We start from the raw sequence: 15369 nt of genomic DNA, 5'->3' as shown, positions 1-15369 counted from the left end.
AGATGCGTGATAATAAAGCATGCCCCGCTTGACGGCTAGCGCCGTCGGAGACCCTTGTAATGCCCGAGCAAGATCTACGTTTACAACAGCTGGAAGTCTGGCTGGATGAGCAGTTACCGATCCTTTTCAACGCTCAAGGCTGGGGTGCCGTACCCCCGGCTACATTGACCGCGGCCAGCAGCGACGCGAGTTTCAGGCGCTACTTCCGTTGGGAAGGCGGTGGCCGGACCTTCGTGGTAATGGACGCTCCACCCCCCCAGGAAAACTGCAAACCTTTCGTCGATATCGCACATTTGCTGGCAAAGTCAGGGATAAATGTTCCAAAAATTTACGCAGAAGATTTGCCGCGCGGCTTTCTTTTGCTCAATGACCTGGGCAGAAAAACCTATCTGGACGTGATTGACGACAAAAACGCCGATCAATTGTTCGCCGATGCCATCGACGCCTTGCTGGCCTTCCAGCAATTGCCAATGGATGCACCGTTGCCCAGCTATGACCTTGCCTTGCTGCGCCGCGAGCTGGAATTGTTTCCAGAGTGGTACGTGCGCCGTCACCTGGGTATCGAACTGGATACGCAGCAGCAAGCGCTGTGGGAGCGTGTCAGTGATCACCTGATCGACAGCGCCCTGGCGCAGCCGAAAGTGTTGGTGCATCGCGACTATATGCCGCGCAACTTGATGATCAGCGAGCCCAACCCTGGGGTGCTGGATTTCCAGGATGCGGTCTACGGGCCGGTCACCTATGACATCACCTGCCTGTTCAAGGATGCCTTCCTCAGCTGGCCCAAGGCCCGTGTACGGGAATGGCAGCGCGACTATTGGGCGCGTGCGGGGCAACTGAACATCCCGGTGCAGGCGGATTTCGAAGAGTTCCTGCGTGCCAGCGACCTGATGGGCGTGCAGCGTCACCTCAAGGTCATCGGTATCTTCGCGCGCATTTGCCATCGCGATGGCAAGCCACGCTACCTGGCCGACGTGCCACGCTTCTTTGCTTATATAGAAGAGGTCTTGGCGGACCGTCCGGAGTTGAGTGAGCTGGGTGAGTTGCTCGCCAGCCTGCGCCAATCCGCCGGGGCGAGCGTATGAAGGCGATGATCCTGGCCGCCGGCAAAGGCGAGCGGATGCGCCCGCTGACCTTGCACACGCCCAAGCCACTGGTGCAGGCCGGCGGCAAGCGCCTGATCGAGTATCACCTGGAGGCGCTGGCCAAGGCTGGCTTCACCGATATCGTGATCAACCATGCGTGGCTCGGCCAGCAGATCGAAAGTTACCTGGGGGATGGCGCGCAGTTTGGTTTGCGCATCCGTTATTCCCCCGAAGGCGAGCCGCTGGAAACCGGCGGTGGGATTTTCCAGGCGTTGCCGTTGCTGGGGGATGAACCTTTCCTGGTGGTCAATGGCGATATCTGGACCGACTACGACTTCACCCAGCTCCAGCAGCCGCTCAAGGGCCTGGCCCATTTGGTGATGGTCGACAACCCGCCCCATCATCCTTCGGGCGGTGATTTCTACCTGGATCAAGGTTTGCTTCATGATGCAGCGGCCGGTGCCGATAACCTGACCTTCAGTGGCATTTCAATGCTCGACCCCAAGCTGTTCGCGGGTTGCAGCGCGGGTGCCTTCAAGCTTGCGCCGCTGCTGCGGGCAGCGATGGCCAAAGGTCTGGTAACGGGGGAGCACATGGAGGGACGCTGGATTGATGTCGGCACGCTGGAGCGCTTGGCGCAGGTCGAAACCCTGCTGACAGCGGGGCAGTAACATGCTGTGGCCAGGGACGCTGATCGGCGCCGGGGCTGGCTTTGCCATTGCCAGTATTCCGGGGGCCATGTTGGGTGCGCTGTTGGGGCAGGCGCTGGACCGTCGCCTGCAATTGCACAGTTGGGCGCAGCTGCGCGAGCGCCTGGGCGGGCGACCGGCGTTGCGCAATGACGAGTTGTTATTTGTGTTGCTGGGGCGTTTGGCCAAGAGCAATGGCCGGGTAGTGGATGGGCATATCCAGCAGGCGCGTCAGGAGATGCGCTCGCTCGACATGACCGACTCGGCCCAGCGCCGCGCGATTGCGGCGTTCAATCGCGGCAAGTCCGGCTCCGACCGTGTGCGCAGCTATCTGCGCGTGCTCAAGGCTCAACCCCATGCGGCGGAAGGCGTATTGCGCGCCTGTTGGCGCATGGTTTGGGCGGACGGCAAGGCGGATGACGCCGAGCGTGACCTGATCGACCTGTGGGGCAAGTGGCTTGGTTGGACGCCGCAACAGTTGCAGGCACTGGCGGCCGACTACACACCGGAGCGCAAGCCGCTGGTCAGTCGCGGTGCCACCTATCAGGACGCGCTGCGCCTGTTGGGGGTGACTGCCACTACCGAGCCATCGGTGATCAAGCGAGCCTATCGCCGCCTGCTCAGCCGCCATCACCCGGACAAGATCGCCGGCACCGGCGCGAGTCCCGCGCAAGTGCGTGAGGCCACCGAGCGCACTCGCGAACTGCACAATGCCTATACGTTGATTCGCGAGCGGCGGGATTTTCGTTAGCTTTCACTCCTTCACGTTGATAACCCGCTCCCACAGGGGACCTGCGGTGTTCCCTCAGTCGGCGTTCGCCTGTGGGCTCAACCAGCCGCGAATCCTGCGATACAACTGCTCCTGCTCGGCAGCGCTGTTGCCGGGCAACGCTTTCAAGGACACCTGCTTGTAACCGTCATTTTTCAAACGTTTGGCCGCCTGGGCGCGGGCCAGTGCGTTTTTGCGTGATGGGTCGGTGTCCTGATAGAAGACATCGGCGGTCGGCAACTTCAGGACGGGGGCCAGTTGTTGTACATCCGGATGCCGTCCGGTGGGCGTCTGCGCCGCGACCATGACGAACTTCTGCACCTGCGACGGTTGTTTCTCGCTCAAATACCGCGCGGCCCACCAGGCACCGGTGCCATGGCCGAGCAGCACCACGCTGCGTGCGCTTTGTGTTTGGGCGAACGCCACGGCGGCATCTATGCGGGCGAAGATGCGCGAAGCGTCGGTCTTGTCCTGCTCATCGGCACCCGGCACCACCGCCGGGTCGGTGCCTTCGGCTTCGGCGCTGGCGGCTTGCTCGATCGGTTTGTCGGCGGTGCTCGCTTCCTTGCTGCTGGTGTCGACAGTCGCCTTGGGCGCTTCCATCACACGCGGTGGCAGCGTATCCACGCTAACATCCGGTAACGACAGGCTGAGACTGCCCCAGTTGGCGTCCGGCAATTTGTGCCGCAACGGGCTGATTGCTTGCGGCCAGTCAGCATTTTCGCCAGCGCCGGGTACGATAATCACCACGCCTTCGGGCTCGGCGCTGTTGGCGGGTTTCCACAGGGCGAGGAAGGAATCGCTGCCGGCCTGCAATTGCTGCTGTTCTTGTTGTGGGATCTTGCGTTCGAGGGCGCTGGCTTCTGCCTGGCTGCGCTCGGGTAAAGGCTGGCGCTCGACGGGTTTATCGGCGGCAGGTGCGGGTGGGTCAGCAGCCTGTACGGAAAAGGCGCTGGTAAAAAGCAGCGACAGGCACAATGCTGGCAATGCTGAACGGTGAAAAAAGGGCATCGTAAATTCCCGGCCAGAAGTGATTCCAGCAGCCTAATGGGTTGGTCAGTATTTGTCAGTGATGTGAGACGTGGATCATGGGTTTTCGCTGTCTGCTGGTTATCGGCTGTTTGTGCCTTGGCTTGATGGCAAATGCCGCCCCTGCGCCCGTCGCGCCCCAGGCACAGCTCAATGCGCAGCAACGCGAATGGCTGGCTCAGCACCCTGAGCTGCGGGTCGGACTGGTGTTGCAAGCACCCTACGCGCAATACGATCGGCGTTTGCAGCGGCTGTCCGGGGCGAATGTCGAGTTGATGCAGTGGCTGGCCAAGGCGCTGAATATCGAGCTGACCTGGCGCAATTTCCCCAATCAGGAGCAACTGGAAGCCGCCGTGCGCGAGGGCGAGGTGGACATTGCCCCAGGCCTGCAACAAACCCCGTCCGGTCTGCGCCTGTGGTTGTTCACCGACCCCTACATGCGCGTGCCGCAACACATCGTCGGCATCCGCGATGGCGGCGGTGCCGTGGAGCTGGAAAAACTCGATGAACAATCCCGCGTCGCTGTGCGCATGCCCAGCGCCGTGGCTGATTACCTGCGCAGCACTTATCCCGGCCTCAACCTGCAGGGCGTGCCGATGGAGCGCCAGGCCCTGCAATTGTTGGTGAGCCAGCAAGCGCGTTATGCGGTGGTGGATGAAGCGCAGTTGAGCCGCTTGTCCGGCGAGGCGGAGTTTGCCGGGCTGGCAGTGGTGGGCGACATCGGCCTGCCGCAATTGCTGCGGGTGGCCACGCGGCGAGAATGGCCGGAACTGGCCGGCATCATGCAAAGCGCCTTGCGCGCCATCCCCGCTCGCGACTTGGACCAACTGCACAGCCGCTGGCTGCAACCCAAATACCCGCGCCTTACCGAGTCCCCGGGACTCTGGCAAAACCTCAGTCTGTTGCTGGGTCTGTTGCTGCTCGCCAGCCTGGCCGTGGTGTTTTGGCAACGCCGCCAGCAACGGGTGCTGGAACACGGCTTGTTGGCCGCACGGGAAGAAAGCGCCGCCCGCGCCGCCGGTGCCGAGGCCCTAAGGCTGACACAGTTTTCCATCGACCAGAGCACCGTCGGCATCCTCTGGGTCAACTGGGACAGCCATGTGCGCTACGCCAATCACGCGGCCGAAAGCATGCTCGGCTACGGCCCCGGTGCGCTGATCGAGCGGCCGCTCGCCGACCTTGATCCGAGCCTGGACATGGACCGTTGGCTCAACCTCTGGAAACGTGCACGGGCCAGTGAAGAAGGGCCGCAGAACTTCGCTACCGATTGTCGGCGAGCCGATGGCAGCATCCTGCCAACCAATGTGTCCTTGAGTTTCCTGCGTTTTGCCGAAGCTGAATACCTGGTGGTCTACCTCAACGATGTCAGCGAACTGAGGCGGACGTTGGCCGCGTTGCTGCAAAGCGAAGCGCAACTGCGCGAACTGTCCGCCCACCTGGAAACCGTACGCGAAGAAGAAAAAGCCCGTATCGCCCGCGAAGTGCACGACGAGCTCGGGCAAATGCTCACCGTGCTCAAGCTCGAAACCTCTATGTGCGAGCTGGCCTATGCGCAACTCGACCCCGGTTTGCACGAGCGCTTGAACAGCATGAAGCGCTTGATCGCCCAGCTGTTCCAGTTGGTGCGGGACGTGGCGACGGCACTGCGCCCGCCGATTCTGGATGCGGGTATCGCTTCCGCCATCGAATGGCAGGCGCGGCGCTTCGAAGCGCGCACGCAAATTCCCTGCTTGGTGCAGGTTCCGGATAACCTGCCGGCTCTCAGCGATGCCAAGGCCATTGGCTTATTCCGCATCCTGCAGGAGGCGCTGACCAATGTGATGCGCCATGCCCAGGCGCATACTGTCGAATTGACCCTTGCCCTGGAGGGCACGGATTTGCGCCTGACCATCAGCGACGATGGCGTCGGCTTCGTCCACGCGCAGGGCCGCCCGGTGTCGTTTGGCCTGGTAGGCATGCGCGAGCGCGTGCTGATCATGGGTGGGCAATTGAGGCTGGACAGCGAATTGGGGGAGGGCACCACCCTGAGTGTCACGGTGCCATTGGATGCATAACACCAAGAGGAAGTCCCTGTGATCCGCGTACTGGTAGCCGAAGACCACACCATCGTTCGTGAGGGCATCAAGCAATTGATTGGCCTGGCCAAAGACCTGCTGGTGGTGGGGGAGGCCAGCAATGGCGAGCAATTGCTGGAGACCCTGCGCCACGTGCCCTGCGAGGTGGTTTTGCTGGACATCTCGATGCCCGGCGTCAACGGCCTGGAAGCGATTGCGCGGATCCGTGCGCTGAACAATCCGCCGGCAATCCTGGTGCTGTCGATGCACGACGAAGCGCAAATGGCTGCCCGCGCCTTGAAGGTCGGCGCCGCCGGTTACGCCACCAAGGACAGCGACCCGGCGCTGTTGCTCACGGCGATTCGCAAGGTGGCGGCCGGCGGGCGTTACATCGACCCGGACCTGGCCGACCGGATGGTCTTTGAAGTCGGCCTCACCGATACGCGACCGCTGCATTCATTACTGTCCGAGCGCGAGTTCTCGGTGTTCGAGCGCCTGGCCCAGGGCGCCAACGTCAACGACATCGCCCAGCAACTGGCGCTGAGCAGCAAGACCATCAGCACCCACAAGGCGCGACTGATGCAAAAGCTCAATATCACGTCCCTGGCGGAGTTGGTGAAGTACGCCATGGAACACAAGCTGCTCTAACCACATACCTGATAACGACACCGCGAAAACCCCGCCGAGCCCATTCTTGCCGCTTGCAGCTCGCCACTTGTCGCTGCACCGTCCCGTGCGCGCCATCCGTGTAGGGCAATCCCTACCCCAAACCTTCCATCCGGCTGATGCAATTCTCTCCTGGCCCCCGATTTCCGGGGGCCTTGCGGCTGGACTACGCTTGTCTCACAGCAGTCCAAAACAAAAAGGTGCGGGTATGAGCGAGGTGGATTCAAATGATGTGCTGGTCAGCTTTCGTGGCGTGCAGAAGAGCTACGACGGCGAGAACCTGATCGTCAAAGACCTCAACCTGGAGATTCGCAAGGGCGAGTTCCTCACCCTGCTCGGGCCTTCCGGTTCGGGCAAGACCACCAGCCTGATGATGCTCGCCGGCTTTGAAACGCCGACGGCCGGCGAAATCCAGCTGGCCGGGCGCTCCATCAACAACGTGCCGCCGCATAAACGCGACATCGGCATGGTGTTCCAGAACTATGCGCTGTTTCCGCACATGACCGTGGCCGAGAACCTGGCGTTCCCGCTGTCGGTGCGGGGCTTGAGCAAGACCGATATCAGCGAGCGGGTCAAACGCGTGCTGAGCATGGTCCAGCTCGATGCTTTCGCCCAGCGCTACCCGGCGCAACTCTCTGGCGGCCAGCAACAGCGCGTGGCATTGGCCCGCGCGCTGGTGTTCGAACCACAGCTGGTGCTGATGGACGAACCCCTCGGCGCCCTCGACAAGCAACTGCGTGAACACATGCAGATGGAGATCAAGCACCTGCACCAGCGCCTCGGCGTGACCGTGGTGTATGTGACCCACGACCAGGGCGAGGCGCTGACCATGTCTGACCGCGTGGCGGTGTTCCATCAGGGTGAAATCCAGCAGATCGCCGCGCCGCGAACCCTCTACGAAGAACCGAAGAACACCTTCGTCGCCAACTTCATCGGCGAGAACAACCGGCTCAATGGCCGCTTGCACAGCCATACCGGCGAGCGCTGCGTGGTGGAGCTGGCGCGCGGTGAGAAGGTCGAGGCGCTGGCGGTGAATGTCGGCCAGGTCGGCGGCCCGGTGACCCTGTCGGTACGCCCGGAGCGCGTCAGCCTCAATGGTTCCAGCGAATCTTGCGTCAACCGCTTCTCCGGGCGCGTGGCCGAATTCATCTACCTGGGCGACCACGTGCGTGTGCGCCTGGAAGTCTGCGGCAAGGCCGATTTTTTTGTGAAACAACCGATTGCCGAGCTGGACCCAGCCCTGGCGGTCGGCGACGTGGTACCGATTGGCTGGCAAGTCGAGCACGTTCGCGCACTCGACCCACTTCTAGAGGCGAATTGATCGCCCCCCTGGCTTCACCAACCCTGCACGTGGAGAGAACAACAATGTTGAGATCCCTGAAGTATTCCGCCCTGGCTTTGGGCTTGATGGGCGCGACACAGGCCATGGCAGGCCCGGACCTGACGGTCGTGTCCTTTGGCGGCGCGAACAAGGCGGCCCAGGTCAAAGCCTTCTACGCACCGTGGGAAAGCGCGGGCAACGGCAAGATCGTCGCCGGTGAGTACAACGGTGAAATGGCCAAGGTCAAAGCCATGGTCGACACCAAGAGCGTGTCCTGGGACCTGGTAGAAGTGGAATCGCCGGAGCTGTCCCGTGGCTGCGATGAAGACATGTTCGAGCCACTGGACCCGAAACTGTTCGGCAACAGCGCCGACTACGTGAAGGGCGCGATCCAGCCATGCGGCGTGGGCTTCTTCGTATGGTCCACCGTGCTCGCCTACAACGCCGACAAGTTGGCCAGCGCGCCGACCAGTTGGGCGGATTTCTGGGACACCAAGAAATTCCCGGGCAAGCGCGGCCTGCGTAAAGGCGCCAAGTACACCCTGGAATTCGCACTGATGGCCGACGGCGTCGCGCCGAAGGACGTTTACAAAGTGCTGGCCGGCAAAGATGGCCAGGACCGCGCGTTCAAGAAACTCGACGAGCTCAAGCCATCGATCCAGTGGTGGGAAGCGGGTGCACAGCCGCCGCAATACCTGGCTTCGGGCGACGTGGTGATGAGTTCGGCCTACAACGGCCGCATCGCCGCCGTGCAGAAAGAAAGCAACCTGAAAGTGGTGTGGAACGGCGGGATCTACGACTTCGACGCGTGGGCGATTCCTAAAGGCCTGGCGAAAGACCGTGCTGAAGCGGCGAAGAAATTCATCGCCTTCTCGGTGCAACCACAGCAGCAGAAGACCTACTCGGAAAACATCGCCTACGGTCCGGCCAACACCCAAGCCGTGCCGTTGCTGGCCAAGGACATCCTCAAAGACATGCCGACTACCCCGGAAAACATCGCCAACCAGGTGCAGATCGACGTGAGCTTCTGGGCGGATAACGGTGAGCAGTTGGAGCAGCGCTTCAACTCGTGGGCGGCCAAATAACACCACCTGCTGTGTTTGATGGGCTTTTGTGGTGAGCGGGCTTGCCCCGCGCTGGGCTGCGAAGCAGTCCCAAACCAGGCGCTGTGTTTTGTCTGACAGAACGCGGTGCTGGTCAAAAGGGGCTGCTTCGCAGCCCAGCGCGGGGCAAGCCCGCTCACCACAGAGTCAGAGCCCAGACACAGGTTTGTCGTCATTTTTAGATTTTCGGAGTCAGCCATGGCCATCGCCGTTCCCTCGAACGAGGTCAACAGCCCCACCCTCAAGCAGCGCCTGGCGCGTGCCGAGCGGCTCAATCGCTGGAAGGCCCAAGCCTTGATCGCGCCGCTGGTGCTGTTCTTGCTGCTGGTGTTCCTGGTGCCGATTGTTGCGCTGCTGTTCAAAAGCGTCGGCAACCCCGAAGTGGTGGGCGGTTTGCCGCGTACGGTGGTGGCGGTGACGGCATGGGATGGCCGGGGTTTGCCGGGCGAGCCGGTGTACAAGGCCCTCAGTGAGGACTTGGGCGAGGCCCGTCAAAATCAGACCTTGGGCGATCTGTCCAAACGCTTGAACATGGAACTGGCCGGCTACCGCAGCCTGCTGACCAAAACTGCGCGGGCGCTGCCCTTCAGCGAAGCGCCTGCCTCCTATAAAGAAGCGCTGGAAAGCCTCGATGAACGTTGGGGGGACCCGGCGTACTGGCAGGCGATCCGGCGCAATACCAGCAGCCTGACGCCGTTCTACCTGCTGGCGGCGGTCGATCACCGCATCGATGACCTCGGTGAAGTGGCGCCGGCCACGCCGGACCAGGCGATCTATCTGGATATTTTCGCCCGGACCTTCTGGATGGGCCTGGTGATCACTGCGGTCTGCCTGCTGTTGGCCTATCCGCTGGCCTACCTACTGGCCAATCTGCCGGCACGCAAAAGCAACCTGCTGATGATCCTGGTGTTGCTGCCGTTCTGGACCTCGATCCTGGTGCGAGTCGCCGCGTGGATCGTGTTGCTGCAGTCCGGTGGCCTGATCAACAGTGCACTGTTGGGCATGGGCCTGATCGATAAGCCGCTGGAGCTGGTGTTCAATCGGACCGGCGTCTACATCTCCATGGTGCACATCTTGCTGCCGTTCATGATCCTGCCGATCTACAGCGTGATGAAGGGCATTTCGCCCACCTACATGCGCGCGGCGATTTCCCTGGGCTGCCACCCATTCACCAGCTTCTGGCGCGTGTACTTCCCGCAGACCTACGCCGGTGTCGGCGCCGGTTGCCTGCTGGTGTTCATCCTGGCGATTGGTTACTACATCACCCCGGCGCTGCTGGGCAGTCCGAACGACCAGATGGTCAGCTACTTCGTGGCGTTCTACACCAACACCAGCATCAACTGGGGCATGGCCACGGCACTGGGCGGCCTGTTGCTGCTGGCCACCGTGTTGCTGTACCTGATCTATAACCGCCTGGTAGGCGCCAGCCGCTTGCGCCTGAGCTGAGGAGACCTTGTGATGCTGAGCCCTTATATGTCGCCCGTTGAGCGGGTGTGGTTCTACAGCTTGCGGATCCTCTGCGGCTTGATCCTGTTGTTTTTGATTCTGCCGGTGCTGGTGATCATCCCGCTGTCGTTCAACAGCGGCAGTTTCCTGGTGTACCCGCTGCAAGGCTTTTCGCTGCATTGGTATCAGGACTTCTTCGCCTCCGCCGAGTGGATGCGGGCGCTGAAGAACAGCATCATCGTTGCCCCTGCTGCCACGGTGCTGGCGATGGTATTCGGCACCTTGGCGGCGATCGGCCTGACCCGCGGCAACTTCCCCGGCAAGGCGTTGGTCATGGCGCTGGTGATTTCACCCATGGTGGTGCCGGTGGTGATCATCGGCGTGGCCAGCTACCTGTTCTTTGCGCCGTTGGGCCTGGGCAACAGTTTCTTCTCGCTGATCGTTGTGCATGCGGTGCTGGGTGTGCCGTTTGTGATCATCACCGTCTCGGCGACGTTGCAGGGGTTCAACCATAACCTGGTGCGGGCGGCGGCCAGTCTCGGCGCCTCGCCATTGACTGCATTCCGCCGGGTGACCTTGCCGTTGATCGCGCCGGGGGTGATTTCCGGGGCGCTGTTTGCTTTCTCCACTTCGTTTGATGAAGTGGTAGTAACGCTGTTTCTCGCCGGCCCCGAGCAAGCGACCCTGCCACGCCAGATGTTCAGCGGCATCCGCGAAAACCTCAGCCCGACGATTGCGGCGGCGGCAACCCTGCTGATTGCGTTCTCGGTGCTGCTGTTGCTGACCCTGGAATGGCTGCGTGGCCGTAGCGAAAAGCTGCGCACCGCCCAGGTCTGACACGCGACCATTCAAACCATGAATGGCTGACAACGCCAATTCCCGAGCTACTCTTGTGCCAGCCCATTTCCGAATAAGAGGCCGCGCACATGAGTACTTCCTCATTCAAGATCGCCCACAAACTGCTGACCGGCGCTGGCGCCATCGAACAACTGGCCTTTGAACTGACCCGCCTGGATGTGGACAACCCGCTGATTGTCACCGACGCCGCGCTGGTCAAGTCCGGCACCGTGGCGCTGGCACTCGAACATCTGGGCGAGCGCACCTACGAGATTTTCGACCGGGTGTTACCCGACCCGGAAATCGCCATTGTCGAAGACTGCATGCGCGTTTACCGCGAGGGCGGGCACGACGGCCTGATCGGCGTGGGCGGGGGCAGTGCCATCGATATCGCCAAAAGTGTTGCGGCGTATGCCGGCTACCACGGCGCGCTGGCCGACTTGTTCGGCGTCGACCAGGTGCCACGCAAGGGCCCGCCGCTGATCGCTATCCCCACCACCGCCGGCACCGGTTCGGAGGTGACCAATGTGGCGATCCTCTCCGACAAGGTCGCGCAGCTGAAAAAAGGCATCGTCAGCGATTACCTGCTGCCGGATGTGGCGCTGATCAGCCCGCAGATGACCCTGACCTGCCCGCGCAGTGTTACCGCCGCCAGTGGTGTCGATGCGCTGGTGCACGCCATCGAGTCCTACTTGTCGCTGAACGCCTCGCCGATCACCGACGCCTTGGCCATCGGCGCCATCAAGCTGATCGCCAGTGCATTGCCCAAGGCCTACGCCAACCCGGCCAACCTGCAGGCCCGCGACGACATGGCCACCGCCAGCCTGATGGCCGGCATGGCGTTCGGGAATGCGGGCGTCGGCGCGGTGCACGCGTTGGCTTATCCATTGGGCGGGCGGTTCAATATCGCCCATGGCGTGAGCAATGCGCTGCTGCTGCCCTATGTGATGCACTGGAACAAGCTGGCCTGCGTGGAGCGCATGCAGGAGATTGCGCAGGCGATGGGCGTGAATATCACCTGCTTGAGCGTCAACGATGCCGCCGACCAGGCCGTTGAGGCGATGACGCGACTGTGTGCCGCAGTAGAGATCCCGGCGGGGTTGCGCAGTTTTGGGGTACCCGAGGACGCGATCCCAGCCATGGCTGTAGAAGCGGCGGGTATTGAGCGCTTGATGCGCAACAATCCGCGTAAGCTCAGCGCGGCCGATATCGAGAAAATCTACCGGGCCGCTTACTAACCGTTGAGTTAGGTCACGGTGCGCGCGGCAAAGCATGAGGTATACAATGCGCGCCATCGTGATTTAGCTCAAAAAAGGTGCGTCATGCAGCCCTTCGTCATTGCTCCATCGATTCTCTCCGCCGACTTTGCCCGCCTGGGTGAGGAAGTGGACAAGGTATTGGCCGCCGGTGCCGACTTCGTGCACTTCGACGTCATGGACAACCACTACGTACCCAACCTGACCATCGGCCCGATGGTCTGCGCCGCGCTGCGCAAGTACGGCATCACTGCGCCGATCGATGCACACCTGATGGTCAGTCCGGTGGATCGCATCATCGGCGACTTCGTCGACGCCGGCGCCACCTACATCACCTTCCACCCGGAAGCCTCGCTGCACGTCGATCGCACCCTGCAACTGATCCACGAAGGTGGTTGCAAGGCGGGCCTGGTGTTCAACCCGGCCACTCCGTTGAGCGTGCTTGAGTACGTGATGGACAAGGTCGACATGATCCTGCTGATGAGCGTCAACCCGGGCTTCGGCGGCCAGAAGTTCATCCCGGGTACGCTGAACAAGCTGCGTGAAGCCCGTGCGCTGATCGATGCTTCGGGCCGTGACATCCGCCTGGAAATCGACGGCGGGGTCAACGTCAACAATATCCGTGAAATCGCCGCCGCTGGCGCCGACACCTTTGTGGCCGGCTCGGCGATCTTCAACGCGCCGGACTACCAGGAAGTCATCGACAAGATGCGTGCCGAGCTGGCGCTGGCGCGTCCATGAGCGGCTTTGAGCAGCTGTTCCCCGGCAAATTGCCACGGCTTGTGATGTTCGATCTGGACGGCACCTTGATCGACTCGGTGCCCGACCTGGCGGCGGCGGTGGACGAAATGCTGCTCAAGCTGGGGCGCAAGCCGGCCGGGATCGAGTCGGTGCGCGAATGGGTCGGCAACGGCGTGCAGATGCTGGTGCGCCGGGCCTTGGCCAACAACATCGATGCTGAAGGTGTCGATGAAGTCGAGGCCGAGCACGCCCTGGAATTGTTCAACGCCGCCTATGAAGACGGCCATGAACTGACCGTGGTCTACCCCGGCGTGCGCGACACCCTCAAGTGGCTGAGCAAGCAGGGCGTGGAAATGGCCCTGATCACCAACAAGCCGGAGCGCTTCGTCGCGCCATTGTTGGACCAGATGAAAATCGGCCGGTATTTCCGCTGGATCATCGGTGGCGATACCTTGCCGCAGAAAAAACCCGACCCGGCGGCGCTGTTTTTCGTGATGAAAATGGCCAATATCCCGGCCTCGCAGTCGTTGTTTGTCGGCGATTCACGCAGTGATGTGCTGGCGGCAAAGGCCGCGGGCGTGCAGTGCGTGGCCCTCAGCTACGGCTATAACCATGGTCGGCCGATCGCCGAAGAGTCGCCTTCACTGGTGATTGATGACCTGCGCCTGTTAATCCCCGGTTGCTTGGGAGCTGGCGCTGAGATAACGTTGCCCGATACCGATCCGTCCCCTTCTGGAAATTCCATCGTGGTGGTCACTCGCAAACTCTGGATGAAAGTCATCAAGGCCCTGGCCCGCTGGCGTTGGCGCGCCTGACTGATCCTGGCCGCACTCTGCGGCGCGTTTGCATACCTGACTGTTAGACCCTCAAGCCACGAGGCATATCATGACCCGCGAAGAATTCCTGCGTTTGGCCGCTGCCGGCTATAACCGCATCCCCCTGGCCTGCGAAACCCTGGCCGACTTCGACACGCCGCTGTCGATCTATCTGAAACTGGCCGACGAGCCTAACTCCTACCTGCTCGAGTCCGTACAGGGCGGGGAGAAGTGGGGGCGTTACTCGATCATCGGCCTGCCGTGCCGTACGGTGCTGCGGGTACACGACCATCATGTGAGCATTACCCATGATGGCGTCGAGATCGAAAGTCACGACGTAGAAGATCCGCTGGCGTTCGTCGAAGCGTTCAAGGCGCGCTACAACGTGCCGACCATTGCTGGCCTGCCGCGTTTCAATGGCGGCCTGGTGGGTTACTTCGGTTATGACTGCGTGCGTTATGTGGAAAAACGCTTGGGCAAATGCCCGAACCCGGATCCGCTGGGCGTGCCGGACATTCTGCTGATGGTTTCCGATGCCGTGGTGGTGTTCGATAACCTTGCCGGCAAGATGCACGCGATCGTACTCGCCGATCCATCCCAGGAGGACGCGTTCGAGCAAGGCCGCGCCAGCCTCGAAGCCCTGTTGGAAAAACTGCGCCAGCCGATCACCCCGCGTCGCGGCCTGGACCTCAGCCGTCCGCCGGCGGCCGATCCGATCTTTCGTTCAAGCTTTACCCAGGATGACTACGAGCGCGCCGTCGATACCATCAAGGAATACATCCTCGCGGGTGACTGCATGCAGGTGGTGCCGTCGCAGCGTATGTCCATCGATTTCAAGGCCGCGCCGATCGATCTGTACCGCGCGCTGCGTTGCTTCAACCCCACGCCGTACATGTACTTCTTCAACTTTGGCGACTTCCACGTGGTGGGCAGTTCGCCGGAAGTGCTGGTGCGTGTCGAAGACAACCTGATCACCGTGCGCCCGATTGCAGGCACCCGCCCACGCGGTGCGACCGAAGAGGCCGACCTGGCGCTCGAAGAAGACCTGTTGAGCGACGACAAGGAAATCGCCGAGCACCTGATGCTCATCGACCTGGGCCGCAACGACACCGGGCGTGTCTCGGAAATCGGTTCGGTGAAGCTCACCGAGAAGATGGTCATCGAGCGTTATTCGAATGTGATGCACATTGTGTCCAACGTCACCGGCGAGCTGAAAGCCGGCCTGACGGCGATGGACGCGCTGCGCGCGATTCTGCCGGCGGGCACCTTGTCGGGTGCGCCGAAGATCCGCGCGATGGAAATCATCGACGAACTGGAGCCGGTCAAGCGCGGTGTGTATGGCGGCGCCGTGGGTTATTTCGCCTGGAACGGCAACATGGACACGGCCATTGCGATCCGCACGGCCGTGATCAAGGACGGGGAGCTGCACGTGCAGGCCGGTGGCGGGATCGTCGCCGACTCGGTGCCGGCCCTCGAATGGGAAGAAACCTTGAACAAGCGCCGCGCGATGTTCCGCGCCGTTGCGCTGGCTGAACAGACCCCCAATTCCTGAGGTTTC

At 61.9% G+C, this 15369-nt stretch carries 14 protein-coding genes; 13 read left to right on the top strand and 1 reads right to left on the bottom strand.

Annotated features, from left to right (window positions below; translation table 11 throughout):
• Nucleotides 1–59 precede the first annotated feature (59 nt).
• Genes U367_RS0118900 through U367_RS0118890 form a run of 3 tightly spaced genes read left to right on the top strand, consistent with a single transcriptional unit; the run spans nucleotide 60 to nucleotide 2525 of the window.
• Nucleotides 60–1085: an aminoglycoside phosphotransferase family protein gene (locus U367_RS0118900; protein ID WP_028618159.1), complete on the top strand. Its 1026-nt coding sequence runs from the start codon at nucleotides 60–62 to the stop codon at nucleotides 1083–1085.
• A complete protein-coding gene (murU, locus tag U367_RS0118895; protein ID WP_028618158.1) occupies nucleotides 1082–1756 on the top strand; it encodes an N-acetylmuramate alpha-1-phosphate uridylyltransferase MurU in 675 nt (224 codons plus the stop codon). The genes U367_RS0118900 and murU overlap by 4 nt, the downstream gene beginning before the upstream one ends.
• A 1-nt stretch (nucleotide 1757) precedes the next feature.
• On the top strand, nucleotides 1758–2525 hold the full coding sequence (locus tag U367_RS0118890) for a TerB family tellurite resistance protein (protein WP_028618157.1): 768 nt from the start codon (nucleotides 1758–1760) through the stop codon (nucleotides 2523–2525).
• 54 nt (nucleotides 2526–2579) lie between these two features.
• Here the strand turns inward: U367_RS0118890 and U367_RS0118885 are convergent, their stop codons facing one another.
• Nucleotides 2580–3554: an alpha/beta hydrolase family protein gene (locus U367_RS0118885; protein WP_028618156.1), complete on the bottom strand. Its 975-nt coding sequence runs from the start codon at nucleotides 3552–3554 to the stop codon at nucleotides 2580–2582.
• 77 nt (nucleotides 3555–3631) lie between these two features.
• Here U367_RS0118885 and U367_RS0118880 point away from each other — a divergent pair, with 77 nt between their 5' ends.
• The 10 genes from U367_RS0118880 (at nucleotide 3632) to trpE (ending at nucleotide 15363) form a co-directional block, all read left to right on the top strand.
• Entirely contained in the window at nucleotides 3632–5626 is a 1995-nt protein-coding gene (locus tag U367_RS0118880) for a PAS domain-containing sensor histidine kinase (protein WP_028618155.1), read from the top strand.
• A gap of 18 nt (nucleotides 5627–5644) precedes the next feature.
• A complete protein-coding gene (locus U367_RS0118875) occupies nucleotides 5645–6274 on the top strand; it encodes a response regulator (protein ID WP_015886166.1) in 630 nt (209 codons plus the stop codon).
• 226 nt (nucleotides 6275–6500) lie between these two features.
• Nucleotides 6501–7613 (top strand): ABC transporter ATP-binding protein, encoded by a 1113-nt coding sequence (locus U367_RS0118870; protein WP_028618154.1) that lies wholly within the window; start codon nucleotides 6501–6503, stop codon nucleotides 7611–7613.
• Nucleotides 7614–7657: 44 nt separating this feature from the next.
• Nucleotides 7658–8698, top strand: a complete 1041-nt coding sequence (locus U367_RS0118865) for an ABC transporter substrate-binding protein (RefSeq protein ID WP_028618153.1) — start codon at nucleotides 7658–7660, stop codon at nucleotides 8696–8698.
• Nucleotides 8699–8914: 216 nt separating this feature from the next.
• Nucleotides 8915–10162: an ABC transporter permease gene (locus tag U367_RS0118860; RefSeq protein WP_028618152.1), complete on the top strand. Its 1248-nt coding sequence runs from the start codon at nucleotides 8915–8917 to the stop codon at nucleotides 10160–10162.
• Between the two features lie 12 nt (nucleotides 10163–10174).
• Complete coding sequence (locus tag U367_RS0118855; RefSeq protein WP_028618151.1) at nucleotides 10175–10999, top strand: ABC transporter permease; 825 nt, start codon at nucleotides 10175–10177, stop codon at nucleotides 10997–10999.
• Nucleotides 11000–11088: 89 nt separating this feature from the next.
• On the top strand, nucleotides 11089–12237 hold the full coding sequence (locus U367_RS0118850) for an iron-containing alcohol dehydrogenase (protein ID WP_028618150.1): 1149 nt from the start codon (nucleotides 11089–11091) through the stop codon (nucleotides 12235–12237).
• Nucleotides 12238–12321: 84 nt separating this feature from the next.
• Entirely contained in the window at nucleotides 12322–12996 is a 675-nt protein-coding gene (rpe, locus tag U367_RS0118845) for a ribulose-phosphate 3-epimerase (RefSeq protein WP_028618149.1), read from the top strand.
• Complete coding sequence (locus U367_RS0118840; protein WP_028618148.1) at nucleotides 12993–13811, top strand: phosphoglycolate phosphatase; 819 nt, start codon at nucleotides 12993–12995, stop codon at nucleotides 13809–13811. The genes rpe and U367_RS0118840 overlap by 4 nt, the downstream gene beginning before the upstream one ends.
• A gap of 70 nt (nucleotides 13812–13881) precedes the next feature.
• Nucleotides 13882–15363, top strand: coding sequence for an anthranilate synthase component I (gene trpE, locus U367_RS0118835; protein ID WP_028618147.1), 1482 nt, complete (start codon nucleotides 13882–13884; stop codon nucleotides 15361–15363).
• Nucleotides 15364–15369: the final 6 nt, after the last annotated feature.

It is taken from the genome of Pseudomonas canadensis, from assembly GCF_000503215.1.
GTDB classification, from domain to species: Bacteria; Pseudomonadota; Gammaproteobacteria; order Pseudomonadales; family Pseudomonadaceae; genus Aquipseudomonas; species Aquipseudomonas canadensis.
Note: the sequence above shows the minus strand (reverse complement) of the source record. Positions and strands in the feature narration are given on the sequence as shown.

Coding starts and splice junctions, on each gene's coding strand:
- U367_RS0118900 (WP_028618159.1), top strand. CDS start 60: ATGCCCGAGCAAGATCTACGTTTACAACAGCTGGAAGTCTGGCTGGAT.
- murU (WP_028618158.1), top strand. CDS start 1,082: ATGAAGGCGATGATCCTGGCCGCCGGCAAAGGCGAGCGGATGCGCCCG.
- U367_RS0118890 (WP_028618157.1), top strand. CDS start 1,758: ATGCTGTGGCCAGGGACGCTGATCGGCGCCGGGGCTGGCTTTGCCATT.
- U367_RS0118885 (WP_028618156.1), bottom strand. CDS start 3,554: ATGCCCTTTTTTCACCGTTCAGCATTGCCAGCATTGTGCCTGTCGCTG.
- U367_RS0118880 (WP_028618155.1), top strand. CDS start 3,632: ATGGGTTTTCGCTGTCTGCTGGTTATCGGCTGTTTGTGCCTTGGCTTG.
- U367_RS0118870 (WP_028618154.1), top strand. CDS start 6,501: ATGAGCGAGGTGGATTCAAATGATGTGCTGGTCAGCTTTCGTGGCGTG.
- U367_RS0118865 (WP_028618153.1), top strand. CDS start 7,658: ATGTTGAGATCCCTGAAGTATTCCGCCCTGGCTTTGGGCTTGATGGGC.
- U367_RS0118860 (WP_028618152.1), top strand. CDS start 8,915: ATGGCCATCGCCGTTCCCTCGAACGAGGTCAACAGCCCCACCCTCAAG.
- U367_RS0118855 (WP_028618151.1), top strand. CDS start 10,175: ATGCTGAGCCCTTATATGTCGCCCGTTGAGCGGGTGTGGTTCTACAGC.
- U367_RS0118850 (WP_028618150.1), top strand. CDS start 11,089: ATGAGTACTTCCTCATTCAAGATCGCCCACAAACTGCTGACCGGCGCT.
- rpe (WP_028618149.1), top strand. CDS start 12,322: ATGCAGCCCTTCGTCATTGCTCCATCGATTCTCTCCGCCGACTTTGCC.
- U367_RS0118840 (WP_028618148.1), top strand. CDS start 12,993: ATGAGCGGCTTTGAGCAGCTGTTCCCCGGCAAATTGCCACGGCTTGTG.
- trpE (WP_028618147.1), top strand. CDS start 13,882: ATGACCCGCGAAGAATTCCTGCGTTTGGCCGCTGCCGGCTATAACCGC.